Raw genomic sequence first — 16354 nt, forward strand, 5'->3', positions numbered from 1 at the left:
CGCGACCCTACGCGCGCTGCTGCACGCTCTACACGGTACCGGCTGGCCGCGGCGGCCCCGCCCGGCCGCGAGCCCGGGCGGCTAGCGGATGGCGCTGACGATGTCGCCGGACATAGCGCCCAGCTGGCCCGACCAGGAGCCCCAGCCGTTGTCGCCGCCGCCGGGGAAGTCGAAGTGCCCGTTGTGGCCGCCGTTGCTGCGGTACTGCTGGTAGAACTCCCGCGAGCTGCCCATGGCCGCGCCCGCCTGGCCGATCATCGCGGCGTCGTCACCGCCCTGATTGGTGGGGCTGTACACCCACACCCGGGTGTTGTTCTGGGCCAGCAGCGACGCGTGCACGTAGGGGTCGTGCCACTTCCACCGGCCCAGCTGTGGGGCTCCCCACATGCCGTTGCCGTCGATGCCGCCGAACTGCTGCAGGCCGGCCAGGATAGCGCCGTTGTAGTTGGTGCTCGACGGGTACAGGAAGCCGGACAGCGAGCCGGCGTAACCGAACCGGTCGGGGTGGAACGCGGCCAGCGCGAACGCGCCGTACCCGCCCTGCGAGGCGCCGACGGCGGCGTGGCCGCCCGGCGCGAGGCCCTTGTTGGCGGCCAGCCAACTCGGCAGCTCGCTGGACAGGAAGGTGTCCCACTGCTTGCTGCCGTCCTGCTCCCAGTTGGTGTACATGCTGAACGCACCCCCGGCGGGTGCCACCACCGAGACGCCCTTGCCGCCCAGCGTGTTCATCGCGTTGCCGGCGGTGACCCAGTTGGACACGTCGGGGGCGGCGTTGAAGGCGTCGAGCAGATAGACGGCGTGCGGGCCACCGGCCAGGAAGGCCACCGGGATGTCGCGGCCCATCGCCGCCGACGGAACCATCAGGCTCTCGTAGCCGGCAGCGCGCGCCCTGGGCGTGGCCGTCGCGCCGATCAGCCCCACCGACAGCACCGCGACGCACAGCAGCCGGAGCAGCGCCGACACACCCCGTACGACCGTCATGTCCACCCTCCATCGTCTAGTCGCTGTTGTGCACAGTAGCCAGCGCCACGGCACGCCCGGTGCAGGGGGTAGTGAAACAGCTCACACCGCGAAACGACTGACGGCGACAACCCCGAGGGGTTGCCGCCGCCAGGCGTGTGGTTGTTACGGGTCTAGGTGCCCTGGCCGGTGCCGTTGGAGGCGGCAGCGGCGGTCGCGGGACCGGCACCCGGGGTGGCGCCCAGCACCGACTGCAGGTCAGGCTTCATCGCCTGCAGCTGCGCGCCCCAGTAGGGCCAGTCGTGGGTGCCGTTGGCGTCGAAGTTCCACACCGCGTTGTGGCCGCCCGCGGCGTTGTACGCGTCCTGGAACTTCAGGTTGGAGGTCCGCACGAAGCCCTCGAGGAACTTGGCGGGCAGGTTGTCGCCACCGAGGTCGGACGGCTTGCCGTTACCGCAGTACACCCAGATCCGGGTGTTGTTGGCGACGAGCTTGCCCACCTGCAGCGACGGGTCGTTGCGGGCCCAGGCCGGGTCCTCCTTCGGACCCCACATGTCGTTGGCCTTATAGCCACCGGCGTCGCCCATGGCCAGGCCGATCAGCGACGGGCCCATCCCCTGCGACGGGTCCAGCAGCGCCGACAGCGAACCGGCGTAGACGAACTGCTGCGGGTGGTAGGCGGCCAGGATCAGCGCCGAGGAGCCCGCCATCGACAGGCCGACGACGGCGCTGCCGGTCGACTTGACCTGCTTCTGCGAGGCGAGGTACGACGGCAGCTCGCTGGTCAGGAAGGTCTCCCACTTGTAGGTGGTGCAACCGGCCTTACCACACGCGGGCTTGTACCAGTCCGAGTAGAAGCTGGACTGCCCGCCGACCGGCATGGCGACCGAGATGCCGGACTGGTTGTACCACTCGAACGCCGGGGTGTTGATGTCCCAGCCGTTGAAGTCGTCCTGCGCGCGCATACCGTCCAGCAGGTACAACGCGGGCGAGTTGGCGCCACCGCTTTGGAACTGCACCTTGATGTCGCGGCCCATTCCGGCGGAGGGAACCTGCAGGTACTCCACCGGCAGACCGGGGCGCGAGAACGCTCCTGCGGTCGCCGAGCCCCCCACGGCGCCAATCAGGCCCGAGAGCAGCGCCGCGCCAGCGGCCGCCACCACGAGCCGCCGCGGCATCCCTGCCACGGCGCCGCGAAACCTGTCGACAAGCGTCATCCTTGCTTCCTCATCCTTCTTGCGACCTTTCGGCGCACTTCTCCGATTGGACGCTTTCTTGATTGGGTCGATCTGCATGCGCAAACCCAATTGCACGGCTCCTCTTCGGGCCGCTCGGCCCGCGTCGTCGCCGCGCTCAGCGCAGCAGTGCTCCAGTAGTCAACCACACCACCGCAGGTTCGGCCGCATCGAGGCGGCGGGGCCGACCCGCGAGCGGCGGTCCTACCCAGCGGTTTTCGCGTCAAACCGCGCGTCAAACAGCTCGTCAAACGAGCTTTGACAGGCGGCGTTCGCGCACGTGTGGGCTGTTACCGCCACCAGGGGAGGCCGCAATTGTGATGTTGCTGTCAATTTCGCGCCGTTGCCGAATCGTGATTGGCGGGAATTCGCCCAGAATTCTTCTTGCGGCGGCTTAATCGCGCCGCGGGGGCGGGACCTGCTCGGGTATCGGCAGCCCGCAGCGGGCCAACTCGTACAGCGGGACGCGGTCGATCCGGTACTTGGTGAAGCCGTAGGCGTGCAGCACGTTGGACAGGAAGCGGTGCGCGGTCATCGGGGCGCGCACCGAGCTCAACACGGCCTTGGTGTCGGGGCATTGCAGCGCCGCGACGGCCTCGGCGACCCATTGGACGTCGAGGTAGCCGGGGACGCCCGGGTAGACCTTGACCCACGGGCCGTCGGCGATCACCCAGTCGGGAAACAGGTTCTTGTCGTGGCCGATGCGGCCGTGCTTGAGCCGCTGGGTGTGTTGGGCCAGCGGGTTCGCCAGGCCGATCTGGTCGATCACCCGGACGTCGAGCCCGACGTTCATGCTGACCATGCCGAGGTTGGTGAAGAACACGGCGTGCTGCGGCCGGTCGTTGGCGGCGCCGCCGGGCTGCGGGTGCGCCATCGGCACCAGGTCCCATTGGGTGTAGTTGCCCGACGGCAGCAGCAGCGCGCCGTCCGGGGTGTTGTCGAGCGCCACCAGGATGGCGGCCATCCGCGGGTACCCGAGATAGTCCGCCGCGGTCAGCGGGTGGGCATGGCCCGTGGCCTGGGCGTAGAAGCGACGCTCGTCGACGATCCCGGTGTAGGTGACGTGGGTGGCGTCGTCGCCCAGGCCCGGGGAGTTCGCCGCCCACAGCGCCCAGCCGGCGACGGCGACCCACAGCGCGCCGGCGGCACCGGCGACCCAGCGCCCGGTCTCGCGGGAGTAGTCCTGCCCGTCGGGGATCGCCACCGGGATGACGGCGACGGGCGCCAGCAGGCAGAACAGCGGTGCTAGCAGCACCCGGCCGTGCATGAAGTCGCCGCCCTGCCGCACCCAGTACAGCGCCTGGATCAGCCCGCTGATCAGCACCCACGCCACCACGGCGGCCGGGCTCTGCACGGCCCGGGCGACCCGGCCGTAGTCGGGCGCCAGCGCCGGCCGCAGAAACGACGGGCGGCGGCGCGCCACCAGCACCAGCACACCGAGCGGCACCAGCAGCACCAGGGGCAGCCACACCGCGTACGGCGCGTCGAAGTTCGACAGGTAGATCAAGCCCTGCGACCACTTGTCGCCGGCGGCGTCCTTGGCCAGGGCGGTGCCGGGCACCAGCAGCCCGTAGTAGCCCATCCGGAAGATCTGGTACGCCACCGGCAGCAGGCCGCCCGCCAGCACGATCAGCGCCCGGCGCCGCCAGGTCCGGGCGGCGATGAGCATCATGATCAGCGCGGTCCCGCCCATGATGGCCAGCTCGGGCCGGACCAGCACGCTGAAACCCGCCACGAACGCCACGGCAGCCAGGAACGGCGTGTTTTCGGGCCGGTTGCGGACCGGCTGCGCCCAGCACACCATCAGCCACCACAGCAAGCCGAGGTAGGCCAGGGCCAGCCCGTTCTCCAACCCCGAGGTGGCGAAGTCCCGCGCCGGCGGCAGGGCGATGTAGACCAGCGCCCCGGCCGGCAGCATGATGGCCCGACGCCCGCGCAGGCTCGGGGCGTAGAGCCGCCCGGCGCCCAGCATGACCAGCGCGACGCCGGTCACCGAGAGCAGCAGGGCCAGCGCCAGGGCGATGTACTCCATGCGCACCGAGCCGCCAACCCAGCTGCCCGCGTACATCAGATAGGTCCACGCCGTGGAGGTGTTGGCCTCTACCCGCTCGCCCTGGTTGAAGACGGGGCCGTTGCCGGCCAGCAAATTGCGCACGGTGCGCAGCACGATGAGCCCGTCGTCGGCGATCCACCGCCGCTGCCAGGCCCCCCACGCGAACAGCCCGCTGACGACCGCCACGCTGGCCCACAGGCTGGCCCGGACCAGGGTGGTGTAGGGGAACACCGGCCACCCCGGGCGCCGGAACACCGGGCGGCGGCGGACCATGCGCGCTTTGAGGGCCTGCAGTTCGGGGCTAACCGAAGGCAACCGCGGCTCCAATTGTCGCGATCCAGCCGAGGAAAAGCAGCTGCAGCACCCGGTCGCGCAGCGCGATGTCCTCGGGTTCGCCGGCCAGCCCGCCGTCCACGTCCACCGCGTACCGCAGGATCGCGATGGTGAACGGGACCATCGTCACCGCGTACCAGCTGCCGGAGTGGTGGTCGCGCTCGAACGCCCACAGGCCGTAGCAGACCACCACCGCGGTCGCCGACAACGTCCACACGAACCGCAGATACGTGCTGGTGTAGCTCTCCAGCGATTTGCGGATCGCCGCGCCGGTGCGTTCGGCCAACTGCAGCTCCGCGTAGCGCTTGCCGGCCACCATGAACAACGACGCGAACGCCGCGGACAGCAGGAACCACTGCGACAGCGAGATCTCGGTCGCCACCCCACCGGCGATGGCGCGCAACAGGTACGCCGACGACACGATGCAGATGTCCAGCACCGCTTGGTGTTTGAGGCCGAAGCAGTACGCCAGCTGCATCGCGATGTAGACGGCCATCACCAGCGCCAGGTTGGGCGTCACCAGCCACGCGATGCCCAGCGACGCCGCGCCCAGCAGCGCGGCCAGCACGTAGGCCAGCCACTCCGGGACCACGCCCGCCGCGATCGGTCGGAACCTCTTGGTGGGGTGCTCCCGGTCGGCCTCGACGTCGCGCACGTCGTTGACCAGATAAATCGACGATGCCGCCAGGCTGAACACCACGAACGCCAGCCCCACCTGGGTGAGCATCTGCGCGTAGTTGTAGCGGATGCCGCTGCCCAGCCCGGCGACCGGCGCCGCCAGGACGAGGACGTTCTTCACCCACTGGCGGGGCCGGATCGCCTTAATGACGCCGACGAACAGGTTGCCCGACGGCCTGGCCGCCACGTCCTCAGCCATGGCGCATCACCTCCCGGAGTCGGCGGGCGAGGGCGGCGACGACGGCGCCGAGGGCGATGCCGGAGGCGACGTCGCTGGGATAGTGCACGCCGAGCACCACCCGCGACAGCGCCATCGGGGGCACCAGCAGCGCGGGCAGCGGCAGGCCGGTGGCCCGCCCCAGGAGCAGCGCCGCGGCGGTGGTGGAGGTGGCGTGCGCCGACGGGAAGCTGAGCCGGCTGGGCGTGCCGACGTTGACGGCGACGGCCGGGTGGTGGGGGCGTTCGCGCCGCACCACGCGTTTGACCAGGACCGCGGCGGCGTGCGCGGCGAACGCCCCGACGGCGGCCAGCACCCAGTCCCCGCGCCGCCTGGGCGCGAGCGCGGCGCCGGCCAGCGCCACGGCCACCCAGCCGATGCTGTGCTCGCCGAAGTGGGAGAGCCCCCGCGCGACGGTCAACACGCCGGGCCGCCCGGTCAACGCGGACTGGACGGCGACCAGCGCGGCCACCTCGCCGCGCGGGTCCTCGGCGGAAGCCTCAGGCATGCTCGGTCTTCTCGGCCGCGTGGTGCAGCAGCGCCGTCTCCCACTTCTGCTTGCTCGCCAGCACGGGCAGCGCGTCGCGATAGACCTTGCGCATCTCGTCGAACCGGGCCGCCAGCCGACGCTGCCGGCGCAGCGACGCGAGCAACAGCGCGAACATCTTGCGGCGGTCGCGTTGCCGGTAGACCACCCCGCAGCCGTCGGCGGTCGTCACCGTCACGCCGTCGACCGTGCACAACCGGAACCAGCGGGCGTCCTGCGTCGGCACGTTGAACTCCGGTCGCCGGTGGTGCTCCGGGTCGGCGGCGGTGGCGTTGTGCAGGATGCCGCGGGCCAGCCGGTAACCGATCGACACGGGGTTCACCGGCGGCTTCATCGCTCGCGTCTTGTGTTGCGGCGCAGGCAGTTCGCTGGCGGCGGGCAGCACGACCGCGTCCGGGTACTCCTTGCGGATGCGGTGCACCTCCGGCAGCGCCGACTCCAGGATCGAGAAGATGTGCTCGGGGCCGGCCAGGAAGTCGTCGATCGCCTTGTTCTGGATAGCGACGGTCGAATACTCAAGGCAGGCAAGGTGTTTCAGCGTCGCCTTGAGGTGGCTGCGGATCAGGCCGGTGACGTCGCCGTCCCAATGCGTCGCCGACACCACCAGCCGGTTGCGCAGATGGTAGTAGGCCTGCCAGTCGATGGCGTCGTCCTTGTCGCTCCACGCCATGTGCCAAATCGCCGCGCCGGGCAGCGTGACGGTGGGATAGCCGTGCTTCGCCGCGCGTAGACCGTACTCGGCGTCGTCCCACTTGAGGAACAGCGGCAGCGGCTGGCCGATCTCCTCGGCCACCTGACGCGGGATCATGCATGTCCACCAGCCGTTGAAGTCCACGTCGATACGGCGATGCAGCAGTTTGCTTTTCGGGTTGTCGTCGTTGAGCGGGTAATGGGAGAAGTCGTGGTCGTATTCGGCGTGCGGCGCGGCGGTCCACATGAACGTCTCCGGGTTCACCACCTCGCCCATGATGTGCAGGTGCGACGGCTCCTGCAGGTTGAGCATCTGCCCGCCCACCAGCATCGGCGTCTTGGCGAACCGGTTCATGGCCAGCGCGCGCAGGATCGAGTCCGGCTCGATCCGGATGTCGTCGTCCATGAACAGAATCTGTTCGCAGTCGGTGTTTTTCAGCGCCTCGTACATCACCCGGCTGTATCCGCCGGAGCCACCGAGGTTGGGCTGGTCGTGGATGGACAGCCGCGAGCCGAGTCGCGCCGCGGCGTCCGGGAAGTCGGGATGGTCACGCACCTTGCGCACGCCCTGGTCCGGCACGATGACCGCGCCGATCACCTCGTCGACCAACGGGTCCGCGGTGAGCGCGGCCAGCGCGTTGACGCAATCGGCGGGGCGGTTGAAGGTGGGGATGCCGATGGCGACGTTGGCCGTGCCCGGCGCCGGCTTGGTGGCGTACCAGCCCCCGGCGAGCAGGCTGACGGCGCTGTCGGTGGTGATGTCGAACCAGATCCAGCCGCCGTCCTCGAAGGGCTTGAGCGCCACCTCGATGTCGAGCACCTGCGGTTGCTCGTCGGTGCCGGAGAACTGCCTGCCCTCGATGAAGATGCGCGCGCCGGTGGCCTTGGTGCGGTAGAGGTCGACGCGGCCGGTGCCGACCACCTCGACGCGCAGCGCCACCGATTCCAGGGTGGACCAGCGGCGCCAGTAGCTGGCCGGGAACGCGTTGAAGTAGGTGGCGAACGACACCTCCGACTCGCCGCCGATCTGCAGCGAGGTGCGGCTGGTGGCGTGCGCACGCCGGGCGTTGGTCGTCGACTCCTCGAGGTAGAGCTTGCGCACGTCGAGGGGTTCGCCCGGACGCGGCAGGATGATTCGGGCCAGCAGGCTAACCGCGGTCATGGCTGCCGCTCCTGCGCATCGCGTCGCGCTGCATCGTCGCTGCCACGGGTCATTTCACGCTTTCCTCTTCGGCCAGGGGTCTGCCGTCGCGCAGATGCGGCGCGAGGACGTTGTCGTACATGTTCAGTGCGCTGGCGATGGCCATGTGCATGTCCAGATACTGGTAGGTGCCGAGCCGGCCGCCGAAAAGCACTCCGGACGCGGCGGTTTCGGCCTTCGCCCGGGTCCGGTAACCGGCCAGGACGGCCCGGTCGGCCTCGGTGTTGATCGGGTAGTAGGGCTCGTCGTCGTCCTCGGCGAACCGGGAGTACTCCCGCATGATCACCGTCTTGTCGGTCGGGTAGTCCCGCTCGAGGTGGAAATGGCGGAACTCGTGGATGCGGGTGTACGGGACGTCGAGGTCGTTGTAATTCATCACCGGCGTGCCCTGGAAGTCGCCGGTGGGCAGCACCTCCAGCTCGAAGTCCAGCGTGCGCCACCCGAGCCGGCCCTCGGCGTAGTCGAAGTAGCGGTCCAGCGGGCCGGTGTAGACCACCGGCGCGCCGGGGTTGTCGGCCCGCAACCGGTCGCGGACGTCGAACCAGTCGGTGTCCAACCGCACCTCGATGCGGTCGTCGGCGGCCATGCGTTCCAGCCAGGCGGTGTAGCCGTCGAGCGGCAGGCCCTCGTAGGTGTCGCTGAAGTAGCGGTTGTCGAAGGTGTAGCGCACCGGCAGCCGGGTGATGTTGGCGGCCGGCAGCTCCTTGGGATCGGTCTGCCACTGCTTGGCGGTGTAGCCCTTGACGAACGCCTCGTAGAGCGGCCGCCCGATCAGCGAGATGGCCTTCTCCTCGAGATTCTGCGCGTCTTCCGGCTTGATCTCGGCGGCCTGCTCGGCGATCAGCGCCCGCGCCTCGTCGGGCGTGAAGTACTTGCCGAAGAACTGCGCCACCAGGCCCAGCCCCATGGGGAACTGGTAGGCCTGCCCGTTGTGCATGGCGAACACGCGGTGCCGGTAGTCGGTGAATTCGGTGAACTGGCGCACGTAGTCCCACACCCGCTTGTTGGAGGTGTGGAAGAGGTGGGCGCCGTACTTGTGCACCTCGATGCCGGTCTGCGGTTCGGCTTCTGAATAGGCGTTGCCGCCGATGTGCGGGCGGCGTTCGACGACGAGCACGCGCTTCCCCAGTTGGGTAGCCACGCGCTCGGCGATGGTCAGGCCGAAGAATCCGGAACCGACGACGAGGAGGTCGAAGCGAGCGGTCATCGGTTGCTTAGGGTATCCGACCGCGGAGGCCGAACCCATCTGGCGACGCCAGGGCGGGCGAGATCGGTGTGCAACCGGCCGATTACGGTCCGAGTCGCATTTGTCTCACGATTCCATATCACCACTCTAGTAACAGGATTCTCACTCGTACCATCGACTCTGTGTGGATCTTGCCGGACACGACGGGCGGGACACGCCGACACAACACATAGTCAGATAGAGGAGACTTCCGTGCCGAACCGACGCCGACGCAAGCTTTCGACAGCCATGAGCGCGGTTGCCGCCCTGGCAGTGGCGAGTCCTTGCGCATACTTCCTTGTCTACGAATCGACCGCCGGCACCAAGGCGCCCGAGCACCACGAGTTCAAGCAGGCCGCGGTGATGACCGACCTGCCTGGCGAGCTGATGGGCGCGCTGTCGCAGGGGCTGTCGCAGTTCGGGATCAACCTGCCCTCTGTGCCCGCCCTGGGTGGCGGAGCGGCCGGCGCGCCCGGCCTGGCCGGCCCCGGCCTGGGCGCCCCCGGCCTGGGCACTCCCGGGCTCGGCACCCCGGGCCTCGGGACGCCCGGCGTGGGCACCCCCGGCCTGGCCAGCCCCGGCTTGACGAGCCCCGGGCTGGCTAGCCCCGGCCTGGCTCCGACGACGCCGGGCCTGACCACTCCGGGCGCCCTGCCGGTCACCCCGGGTGGCGGCGTCGCCACCCCCGGGGCGGGCCTCAACCCGGCCCTGTCCAACCCCGGTCTGACCAGCCCCGCCGGGGTGACCCCCGGCCTGGGCAGCCCGAGCGAGGTGCCCATCACCGCCCCGGCCAGCGTGGACCCCGGCGCCGATGGCACCTACCCGATCCTCGGCGACCCGTCGACCTTCGGCGGCGGCTCGCCGCTCGGCGGCGGTGGCGGCCTGGGCGGCGGTAGCGGTTCCGGCGGCAGCGGCGGTCTGGTCAACGACGTGATGCAGGCGGCCAACCAGCTCGGCGCGGGTCAGGCGATCGACCTGCTCAAGGGCCTGGTCATGCCGGCGATCACGCAGGGCATGCACGGCGGTGCGGCCGGTGCCCTGCCGGGCGCCGCGGGCGCCTTGCCGGGTGCCGCCGGGGCGCTGCCGGGTGCGGCTGCGGCCCTGCCGGCCGCCGCGCCGGTCCTGCCCCCGGTCTAGAGCTTCGCGCACCTCTGTCACCAGACGGCACCGCAGAGTCACCCACTCTGCGGTGCCGTCGACATTTGGCGCGGATTCCCCGTCGCGCCGCGTCGTGTCGTCTCACCAATAACAGTGGACACACACGTAACATCGACTGGTGTCCCGTGGCCGCGCACCGACGACGTTGCTCACGGCCGTCGCGGCCACCGTCGTCATCGTGTCGTGGGTGGCGAACGCGACGCGTGACCACGGCACGGCGAGCCCGCCCCCGGCGCGGGGCACGCAATTGGTGGAACAGCCGCTGATCGGCCTGGGCGGCGGCGTCACGGTCCGCGAGATCAGCCAGGACACGCCGTTCTCACTGGTCGCGCTCACCGGCGACCTGGCCGGGACGTCCACGCGGGTGCGGGCCAAGCGCCCCGACGGGTCCTGGGGCCCTTGGTATCAGACCGAGTACGAGACCGCCGCCCCCGACCCGACGAGCCGGGTGGGCGACGACTCCGGAGCGGGGCCCGTCGAAGGCCCCCGCGGCACCGACCCCGTGTTCGTCGGCACCACCACCACCGTGCAGATCGCGGTCACCCGCCCGATCGATGCGCCGGTCACCCAGCCGGTCCCGGCGCCCCCGGCCGACGCCCCGGGCAAGCCCCCACTCGGGTACCGACCGGCGTCGCGGGACCAGCCCTTCGGGCAGAACATCAACGCGGTGCTCATCTCCCCGCCGCAGGCCCCGGTCGAGACGCACTGGACTCCGCCGTCGGGGGTTCTGATGCCGGGCCAGGCCCCTGCCATCATCAGCCGCGAACAGTGGGGCGCCGACGAGTCGCTACACTGCGGAAGCCCCCAGTACGACAACGGGGTTCGCGCCGCGGTCGTGCACCACACCGCCGGCAGCAACGACTACTCCCCGCTGGAGTCCGCCGGGATCGTCAAGGCCATCTACACCTACCACAGCAAAACCCTGGGGTGGTGCGACATCGCCTACAACGCCCTGGTCGACAAATACGGCCAAGTGTTCGAGGGGAGCGCCGGGGGGCTGACCAAGGCGGTCGAGGCCTTCCACACGGGCGGCTTCAACCGCAACACCTGGGGCGTGGCGATGATGGGCAACTTCGACGACGTCCCGCCCACCCCGATCCAGCTGAAAACCGTTGGCCGGCTGCTGGGTTGGCGGCTCGGCCTGGACGGTGTCGACCCCAAGGGCACCGTGGCGCTCGAGTCGGCCGGCAGCCACTACACCACCTACCCGGCCGGTTCGATCGCGACGCTGCCGACCATCTTCACCCACCGCGACGTCGGCAACACCGACTGTCCGGGCAACGCCGCCTACGCGCTGATGGACGAGATCCGGGATATCGCAGCGCATTTCAACGATCCGCCCGAGGAATTGATCAAGGCGCTGCAGGGCGGCGCGATCTACGACCACTGGCAGGCCATCGGCGGCATGAACAGCCCGCTGGGCGCGCCGACGTCCCCGGAGGACGACGCCGAGGGGGACGCCCGCTACGTCACCTTCGCCAAGGGCGCCATGTACTGGTCACCGCAGACCGGCGCGCAACCCGTCACCGGCGCCATCTACGACGCCTGGGCGTCGCTGAGCTACGAGCGGGGACCGCTCGGACTGCCGACCAGCGCGGAAATCCAGGAACCGCTGCAGATCACGCAGAACTTCACGCACGGCACCCTGAACTACGACCGGCTGACCGGAAACGTCACCGAGGTGGCGGACGGCATCACGACGCCCCTGTCGACGGACGCGCCGAGCGGCCCGACGGTCCCGGCCGAGCACTTCTCGCTGCCGGCCCACCCGCCCGCGGCCTGACGCACGCCGCTCAGGCTCAATGGCGACACTCCTCCGCACGCCGCAACGTCGGGCATCGTCGTGCCGCTCAAGCTCAATGGCGCGACTCCTCCGCACGCCGCAACGCGGCGTGCATCGTCGTGCCGCTCAGGCTCAATGGCGACACTCCTCCGCACGCCGCAACGCGGCGCGCATCGTCGTGCCGCTATAACCACCAGCGCTCGAGCACCCGGCCCACCCCGTCGTCGTTGTTGTTGGCGGTGACCTCGTCGGCGGCGGCCTGCACGTCGGGGTTGGCGTTGCCCATCGCGACGCCCAGCCCCGCCCAGCGCAGCATCGGCAGGTCATTGGGCATATCACCGAACGCGACCACCTCCCCACCGACGATGCCCAGCGGGGCCGCGATCTGGTCCACGCCGGTGGCCTTGCTGGTTCCCGGCGGCACGATCTCGACGAGGCCGTTGTTGGTGGAGTAGGTGATATCGCCCGCGTTGCCGACGTGCCCGGCCAGCTCGGCGGCCATGTCGGCGCTGCGCGCCCCGGCCCGGCGAACCAGCAGCTTGATCGCCGGTGCGCTCAGCAGATCCTCGATCGCCACCTCGGTGTTGTCCGGGTTCAACCAGGCGTGCTCGTAACCCGGCGAGCTGACGAACTGGGGCGTCGCGGTGTCGTGGGCGCGTTCGCCGATGCGCTCGACGGCCAGCCCGGCGCCCGGGATGAGGCGGGTCACCCGCTCGGCCAGCTCGGCCAGCGTGTCCAGGTCGAGCGTGCGCGCCGAGAGCACCCGGTCGGTCGCGGGGTCGTAGATGACGGCGCCGTTGGCGCACACCGCGACGGGGGCGAAACCGAGCGCATCGACGACGGGACGGATCCAGCGCGGCGGCCGGCCGGTCGCGACCACGAACCGCGCGCCCGCGGCCACGGCGGCGTGGATGGCGTCGCGGGTGCGCGGGGTGATCGTGTCGGCGTCGTCGAAGAGGGTGCCGTCGACGTCGCAAGCGATGAGCGCGGGCAGGGTCATCGAGACCGTCCGCCGCGGCGGCAAGCGCTCAATGCAGCCCGCTCTGCTCTTGGCCCGGTCGGGTGACCCCGTCGGTGCCGTACTTCTGCATCCGGGCCTGCAGCTCCGAGAGCCGGATGGCGCGCGAGTCGTCCTGGGTCGGCGCGCCGCCGCCCAGGCGGTGCGGCACCCAGTACTCCCCCTCGGGGTGCGGGTACTCCTCCTGGACGCGATAGAGCAACTCGTTCATCGACGCGCGCAGCGCGGCGTTGACCTGCTCGGGCGTGCCCTGCGGGGGCAGCGGCCGGCCGACGGCGACGGTGATCGGAACCTTGTTGCGCCACACCTTCTTCGGGTGGTCCTTGGGCCAGATGCGGTGCGCACCCCAGACGATGAGCGGGATGATCGGCACCCCGGCGTCGAGCGCCATCCGGGCCGCGCCGGTCTTGAACTCGCGCAGCTCGAAGCTGCGGCTGATGGTGGCCTCGGGGTGCATCCCGATCAGCTCGCCCTCCCGCATCCGCTGCACGGCCACCTCGAACGCGTCGTGTCCGGTCCGGCGGTCTACGGGGATCAGCCGGGCGTGCTTGATGACGTAGTTCACCGCCTTCACGTCGGCCATCTCCGCCTTGATCATGAAGTACGCGCGCCGGCCCCGCTCGCGCACCGCGAGCAGCGTCGGCAGCCAGTCCAGGTAGCTCGTGTGGTTCTGGGCCAGCAGGGCCCCGCCGCGGGTCGGGATGTTCTCCAACCCGTGATAGGTGAACGTGGTCCCCTGCATCGCGACCATCGGCGGGACGATCCACTCGCCCAACCGGTAGAACCCCTCAGCCATGTCGTCTCCTTCACTTACCGCGACGGCCGGCGGCGCGCGCCGCGGCCTCGTCGGCCTCCATCCGGGCGGCCTGCTGGGGGGTCGGCGCGCCGCCGCCCAGCCGGCGGGGGACCCAGTGCGCTCCCGGCTCGTTCGGATAGCGTCCCTGCACGTCGTGCAGCAACGTCGTCATCGATGCGCGCAGCGCGGCGTCGGTCTGCGCTGTGTCGTCGGCCGCCCGCAGCGGCTCGCCCACGCCCACGGTCACCGGTATGTTGCCGCGGATCAACTTGCGCGGGTGGTCCTTGGTCCAGACGCGCTGCGCGCCCCAGACGATCATCGGCACGATCGGCACGTCGGCGTCGGCGGCCATTCGGGCGGCGCCCGTCTTGAACTCCTTGAGTTCGAAGCTGCGGCTGATCGTCGCCTCCGGGTAGACGCCCACCAGCTCGCCGGCGCGCAGGCGCTGCACGGCCACCGCGTAGGCGTCCCCGCCGGCGCGGCGGTCGACGGGAATGGTGCCGGTGTGTTTGATCAGGAAGTTGACCACCTTCACCTGCTGCATCTCGGCTTTGATCATGAAGCGCAGCCGCCGGCGGCGGCGGTGCACGGCCAGCCCGGCGGGCAGGAAGTCGACGTAACTGGTGTGGTTGATCGCGATCACCGCGCCGCCGTCATCGGGGATGTGTTCCTCACCGGCATAGCTGATCTGCGCGCCGCTGACCACGACGGCCAACTGGGCCACGAACTCCAGGGTGCGGTAGACCGGCTCCGCCATCGTTCACTGCTCCGGCGCCCCTGGGGCCTGGGCGCGGCGCGCCGCGCGGGCGGCGGCCTCCTCGGCCTCCAGTCGGGTCGCGTCGGCCAGGGACGGCGCGCCCCCGCCCAGTCGGTGCGGGACCCAGAACTCGCCCGCGGGATGCGGCCCGTACATCTCCTGCGCCCGCTCGAGCAGGTGCTGCATGCGCGAGTGCAGCAGACCCTTGAGTTCCTCGAGGGCCAGCGTCGGCTCGATCGGCTCGCCCACCAGCACGATGATCGGCACCTTCGGCCGGAATAGCTTCTTGGGGTGGCCCTTGGTCCAGATGCGCTGCGCGCCCCAGACGATGACCGGGACGATCGGCACGCCGGCGTCCAGCGCCATGCGGGCCGCGCCCGACTTGAACTCCTTGATCTCGAAGCTGCGGCTGATGGTGGCCTCGGGGTAGACGCCGACCAGCTCGCCGTCCTTGAGGTTGCGGACGGCCTCCTCGTAGGACGCCGCCCCGTCCTGGCGGTTCACCGAGATGTGCCGCAGGCTGCGCATGATGGGCCCGGTGATCTTGTTGTCGAACACTTCTTGTTTGGCCATGAACCGCACCTTGCGGCCGAGGCCCTGCTGGTAGGCGGGCAGACCCGCGAACGTGAAGTCCAGGTAGCCGGTGTGATTGATCGCGATCACCGCGCCGCCGGTCTTCGGAAGGTTTTCCGCACCGCTGACCGTGATCTTCAGGCCCTGGATGCGCCAGACCAAGCGGGCGATCTGGATGACAGTCCCGTATACCGGTTCCACAGCACTTCAGCCTAGTGCGCCCGGCGGCGAGTCGCCCGAAGTGCTGCACACCGGGGCTTTCGCGGGCACCGCGACGCCGGTCCGCCGCCCGGGTCGCGTGGCGGGTGCCCGGCAGCGCGCCGCGCTAAGCTCGGGGGCTGAAAAGCTGTTCCCCCGGTCGCGGCGTGACGCGGCCACAGAAAGGTATTTGTGCAGGTCACCAGCGTCGGCCACGCCGGATTTCGGATCGAGACGCCCGCGGGCAGCATTCTGTGCGACCCCTGGGTCAACCCCGCCTACTTCGGGTCCTGGTTCCCGTTCCCCGACAACAGCGGGTTGGACTGGGACCGCCTGGGCGACTGCGACTACCTCTACGTGTCGCACCTGCACAAGGATCACTTCGACGCCAAGAACCTGGCCGAACACGTCAATAAAGACGCCGTGGTGCTGCTGCCCGACTTCCCTGTCCCGGACCTGCGCCACGAGTTGGAACGGCTCGGCTTTCACCGGTTCTTCGACACCAGCACCTCGGTCAAGCACCGCCTGGTTGGCCCCAAGGGCGAGCTGGACGTCATGATCATCGCCCTGCGGGCGCCCGCCGACGGGACGACCCAGGTCGCCCCCACCTGAGTCAGGTACTGCCGGGCGCGGTCCATCTGGCGTTGCCGCTTCTGCACGCCGAAGGACTCCTTGGCGCGGGCCGGCATGTCGTAGACCATCGGATACCAGATGGCCCCCGAGTACTGCAGCAGGTGCACGTCGATGTGGCCGAAGGCGGAATCGAGCACGTCGAGGTCGACCGGCCGGGCGTCGTTCATGTTGAACACCGTCGTGGTGCCGTCGGAGACCACCAGCGCGGAGTCGCCGATGGGGCCGTCGGCGGGCGCCCGCAGGGCGATGATCATGACGTCCAGCTCGCCCTTGGGGCCAACCAGGCGGTGCTTGACCGA

The 16354-nt window shown here is 70.1% G+C and carries 13 protein-coding genes and 2 pseudogenes; 3 read left to right on the forward strand and 12 right to left on the reverse strand.

All coding sequences use genetic code 11. The annotated features are described in order from the left end of the window. Positions 1-81: 81 nt before the first annotated feature. The 7 genes from A5700_RS21560 to glf all read right to left on the reverse strand — a co-directional run bounded on the left by A5700_RS21560 (position 82) and on the right by glf (position 9121). Positions 82-981: an esterase family protein gene (locus A5700_RS21560; RefSeq protein ID WP_068075369.1), complete on the reverse strand. Its 900-nt coding sequence runs from the start codon at positions 979-981 to the stop codon at positions 82-84. Positions 982-1133: 152 nt separating this feature from the next. Further along, the gene (gene ag85A, locus A5700_RS21565; RefSeq protein ID WP_068075357.1) at positions 1134-2177 is read right to left on the reverse strand and encodes a diacylglycerol acyltransferase/mycolyltransferase Ag85A; all 1044 of its coding nucleotides are present in this window, start codon (positions 2175-2177) and stop codon (positions 1134-1136) included. Between the two features lie 412 nt (positions 2178-2589). Beyond that, a complete protein-coding gene (gene aftB, locus A5700_RS21570) occupies positions 2590-4563 on the reverse strand; it encodes a terminal beta-(1->2)-arabinofuranosyltransferase (protein WP_304440520.1) in 1974 nt (657 codons plus the stop codon). After that, positions 4550-5458 carry a decaprenyl-phosphate phosphoribosyltransferase gene (locus tag A5700_RS21575; protein WP_068075363.1) on the reverse strand — a complete coding sequence of 303 codons (909 nt, stop codon included), beginning with the start codon at positions 5456-5458 and terminating at the stop codon, positions 4550-4552. The genes aftB and A5700_RS21575 overlap by 14 nt, the downstream gene beginning before the upstream one ends. Continuing rightward, on the reverse strand, positions 5451-5984 hold the full coding sequence (locus A5700_RS21580; RefSeq protein WP_197502962.1) for a phosphatase PAP2 family protein: 534 nt from the start codon (positions 5982-5984) through the stop codon (positions 5451-5453). The genes A5700_RS21575 and A5700_RS21580 overlap by 8 nt, the downstream gene beginning before the upstream one ends. Further along, positions 5977-7875, reverse strand: coding sequence for a glycosyltransferase (locus A5700_RS21585; protein ID WP_068205005.1), 1899 nt, complete (start codon positions 7873-7875; stop codon positions 5977-5979). The genes A5700_RS21580 and A5700_RS21585 overlap by 8 nt, the downstream gene beginning before the upstream one ends. Positions 7876-7924: 49 nt before the next feature. Then, positions 7925-9121 (reverse strand): UDP-galactopyranose mutase, encoded by a 1197-nt coding sequence (gene glf / locus A5700_RS21590; protein ID WP_068071996.1) that lies wholly within the window; start codon positions 9119-9121, stop codon positions 7925-7927. Positions 9122-9352: 231 nt separating this feature from the next. Here glf and A5700_RS27070 point away from each other — a divergent pair, with 231 nt between their 5' ends. Continuing rightward, on the forward strand, positions 9353-10276 hold the full coding sequence (locus A5700_RS27070; protein WP_231991444.1) for a PirG: 924 nt from the start codon (positions 9353-9355) through the stop codon (positions 10274-10276). Positions 10277-10415: 139 nt separating this feature from the next. Then, a complete protein-coding gene (locus A5700_RS21600) occupies positions 10416-12080 on the forward strand; it encodes an N-acetylmuramoyl-L-alanine amidase (protein ID WP_369828298.1) in 1665 nt (554 codons plus the stop codon). Between the two features lie 184 nt (positions 12081-12264). On the opposite strand, the gene A5700_RS21605 is transcribed toward A5700_RS21600, so the two are convergent. Genes A5700_RS21605 through A5700_RS21620 form a run of 4 tightly spaced genes read right to left on the reverse strand, consistent with a single transcriptional unit; the run spans position 12265 to position 15425 of the window. After that, positions 12265-13080 (reverse strand): Cof-type HAD-IIB family hydrolase, encoded by an 816-nt coding sequence (locus tag A5700_RS21605; protein ID WP_068071985.1) that lies wholly within the window; start codon positions 13078-13080, stop codon positions 12265-12267. 28 nt (positions 13081-13108) lie between these two features. Further along, the gene (locus A5700_RS21610) at positions 13109-13894 is read right to left on the reverse strand and encodes a 1-acyl-sn-glycerol-3-phosphate acyltransferase (RefSeq protein WP_068071987.1); all 786 of its coding nucleotides are present in this window, start codon (positions 13892-13894) and stop codon (positions 13109-13111) included. Positions 13895-13904: 10 nt separating this feature from the next. After that, on the reverse strand, positions 13905-14651 hold the full coding sequence (locus A5700_RS21615; protein ID WP_068071989.1) for a 1-acyl-sn-glycerol-3-phosphate acyltransferase: 747 nt from the start codon (positions 14649-14651) through the stop codon (positions 13905-13907). A 3-nt stretch (positions 14652-14654) separates the two neighbouring features. Beyond that, on the reverse strand, positions 14655-15425 hold the full coding sequence (locus tag A5700_RS21620; RefSeq protein ID WP_068071991.1) for a 1-acyl-sn-glycerol-3-phosphate acyltransferase: 771 nt from the start codon (positions 15423-15425) through the stop codon (positions 14655-14657). A 189-nt stretch (positions 15426-15614) separates the two neighbouring features. On the opposite strand from A5700_RS21620, the pseudogene A5700_RS21625 reads away from it, so the two are divergent. After that, positions 15615-16010 (forward strand): annotated as a pseudogene (locus tag A5700_RS21625) (MBL fold metallo-hydrolase); the annotation flags it as partial. Here the strand turns inward: A5700_RS21625 and A5700_RS25595 are convergent. Then, positions 15908-16354, reverse strand: a pseudogene (locus A5700_RS25595) (hypothetical protein); the annotation flags it as partial. The pseudogenes A5700_RS21625 and A5700_RS25595 overlap by 103 nt on opposite strands.

The sequence above is a fragment of the Mycobacterium sp. E1214 genome (assembly GCF_001666755.1).
Classification (GTDB): domain Bacteria; phylum Actinomycetota; class Actinomycetes; order Mycobacteriales; family Mycobacteriaceae; genus Mycobacterium.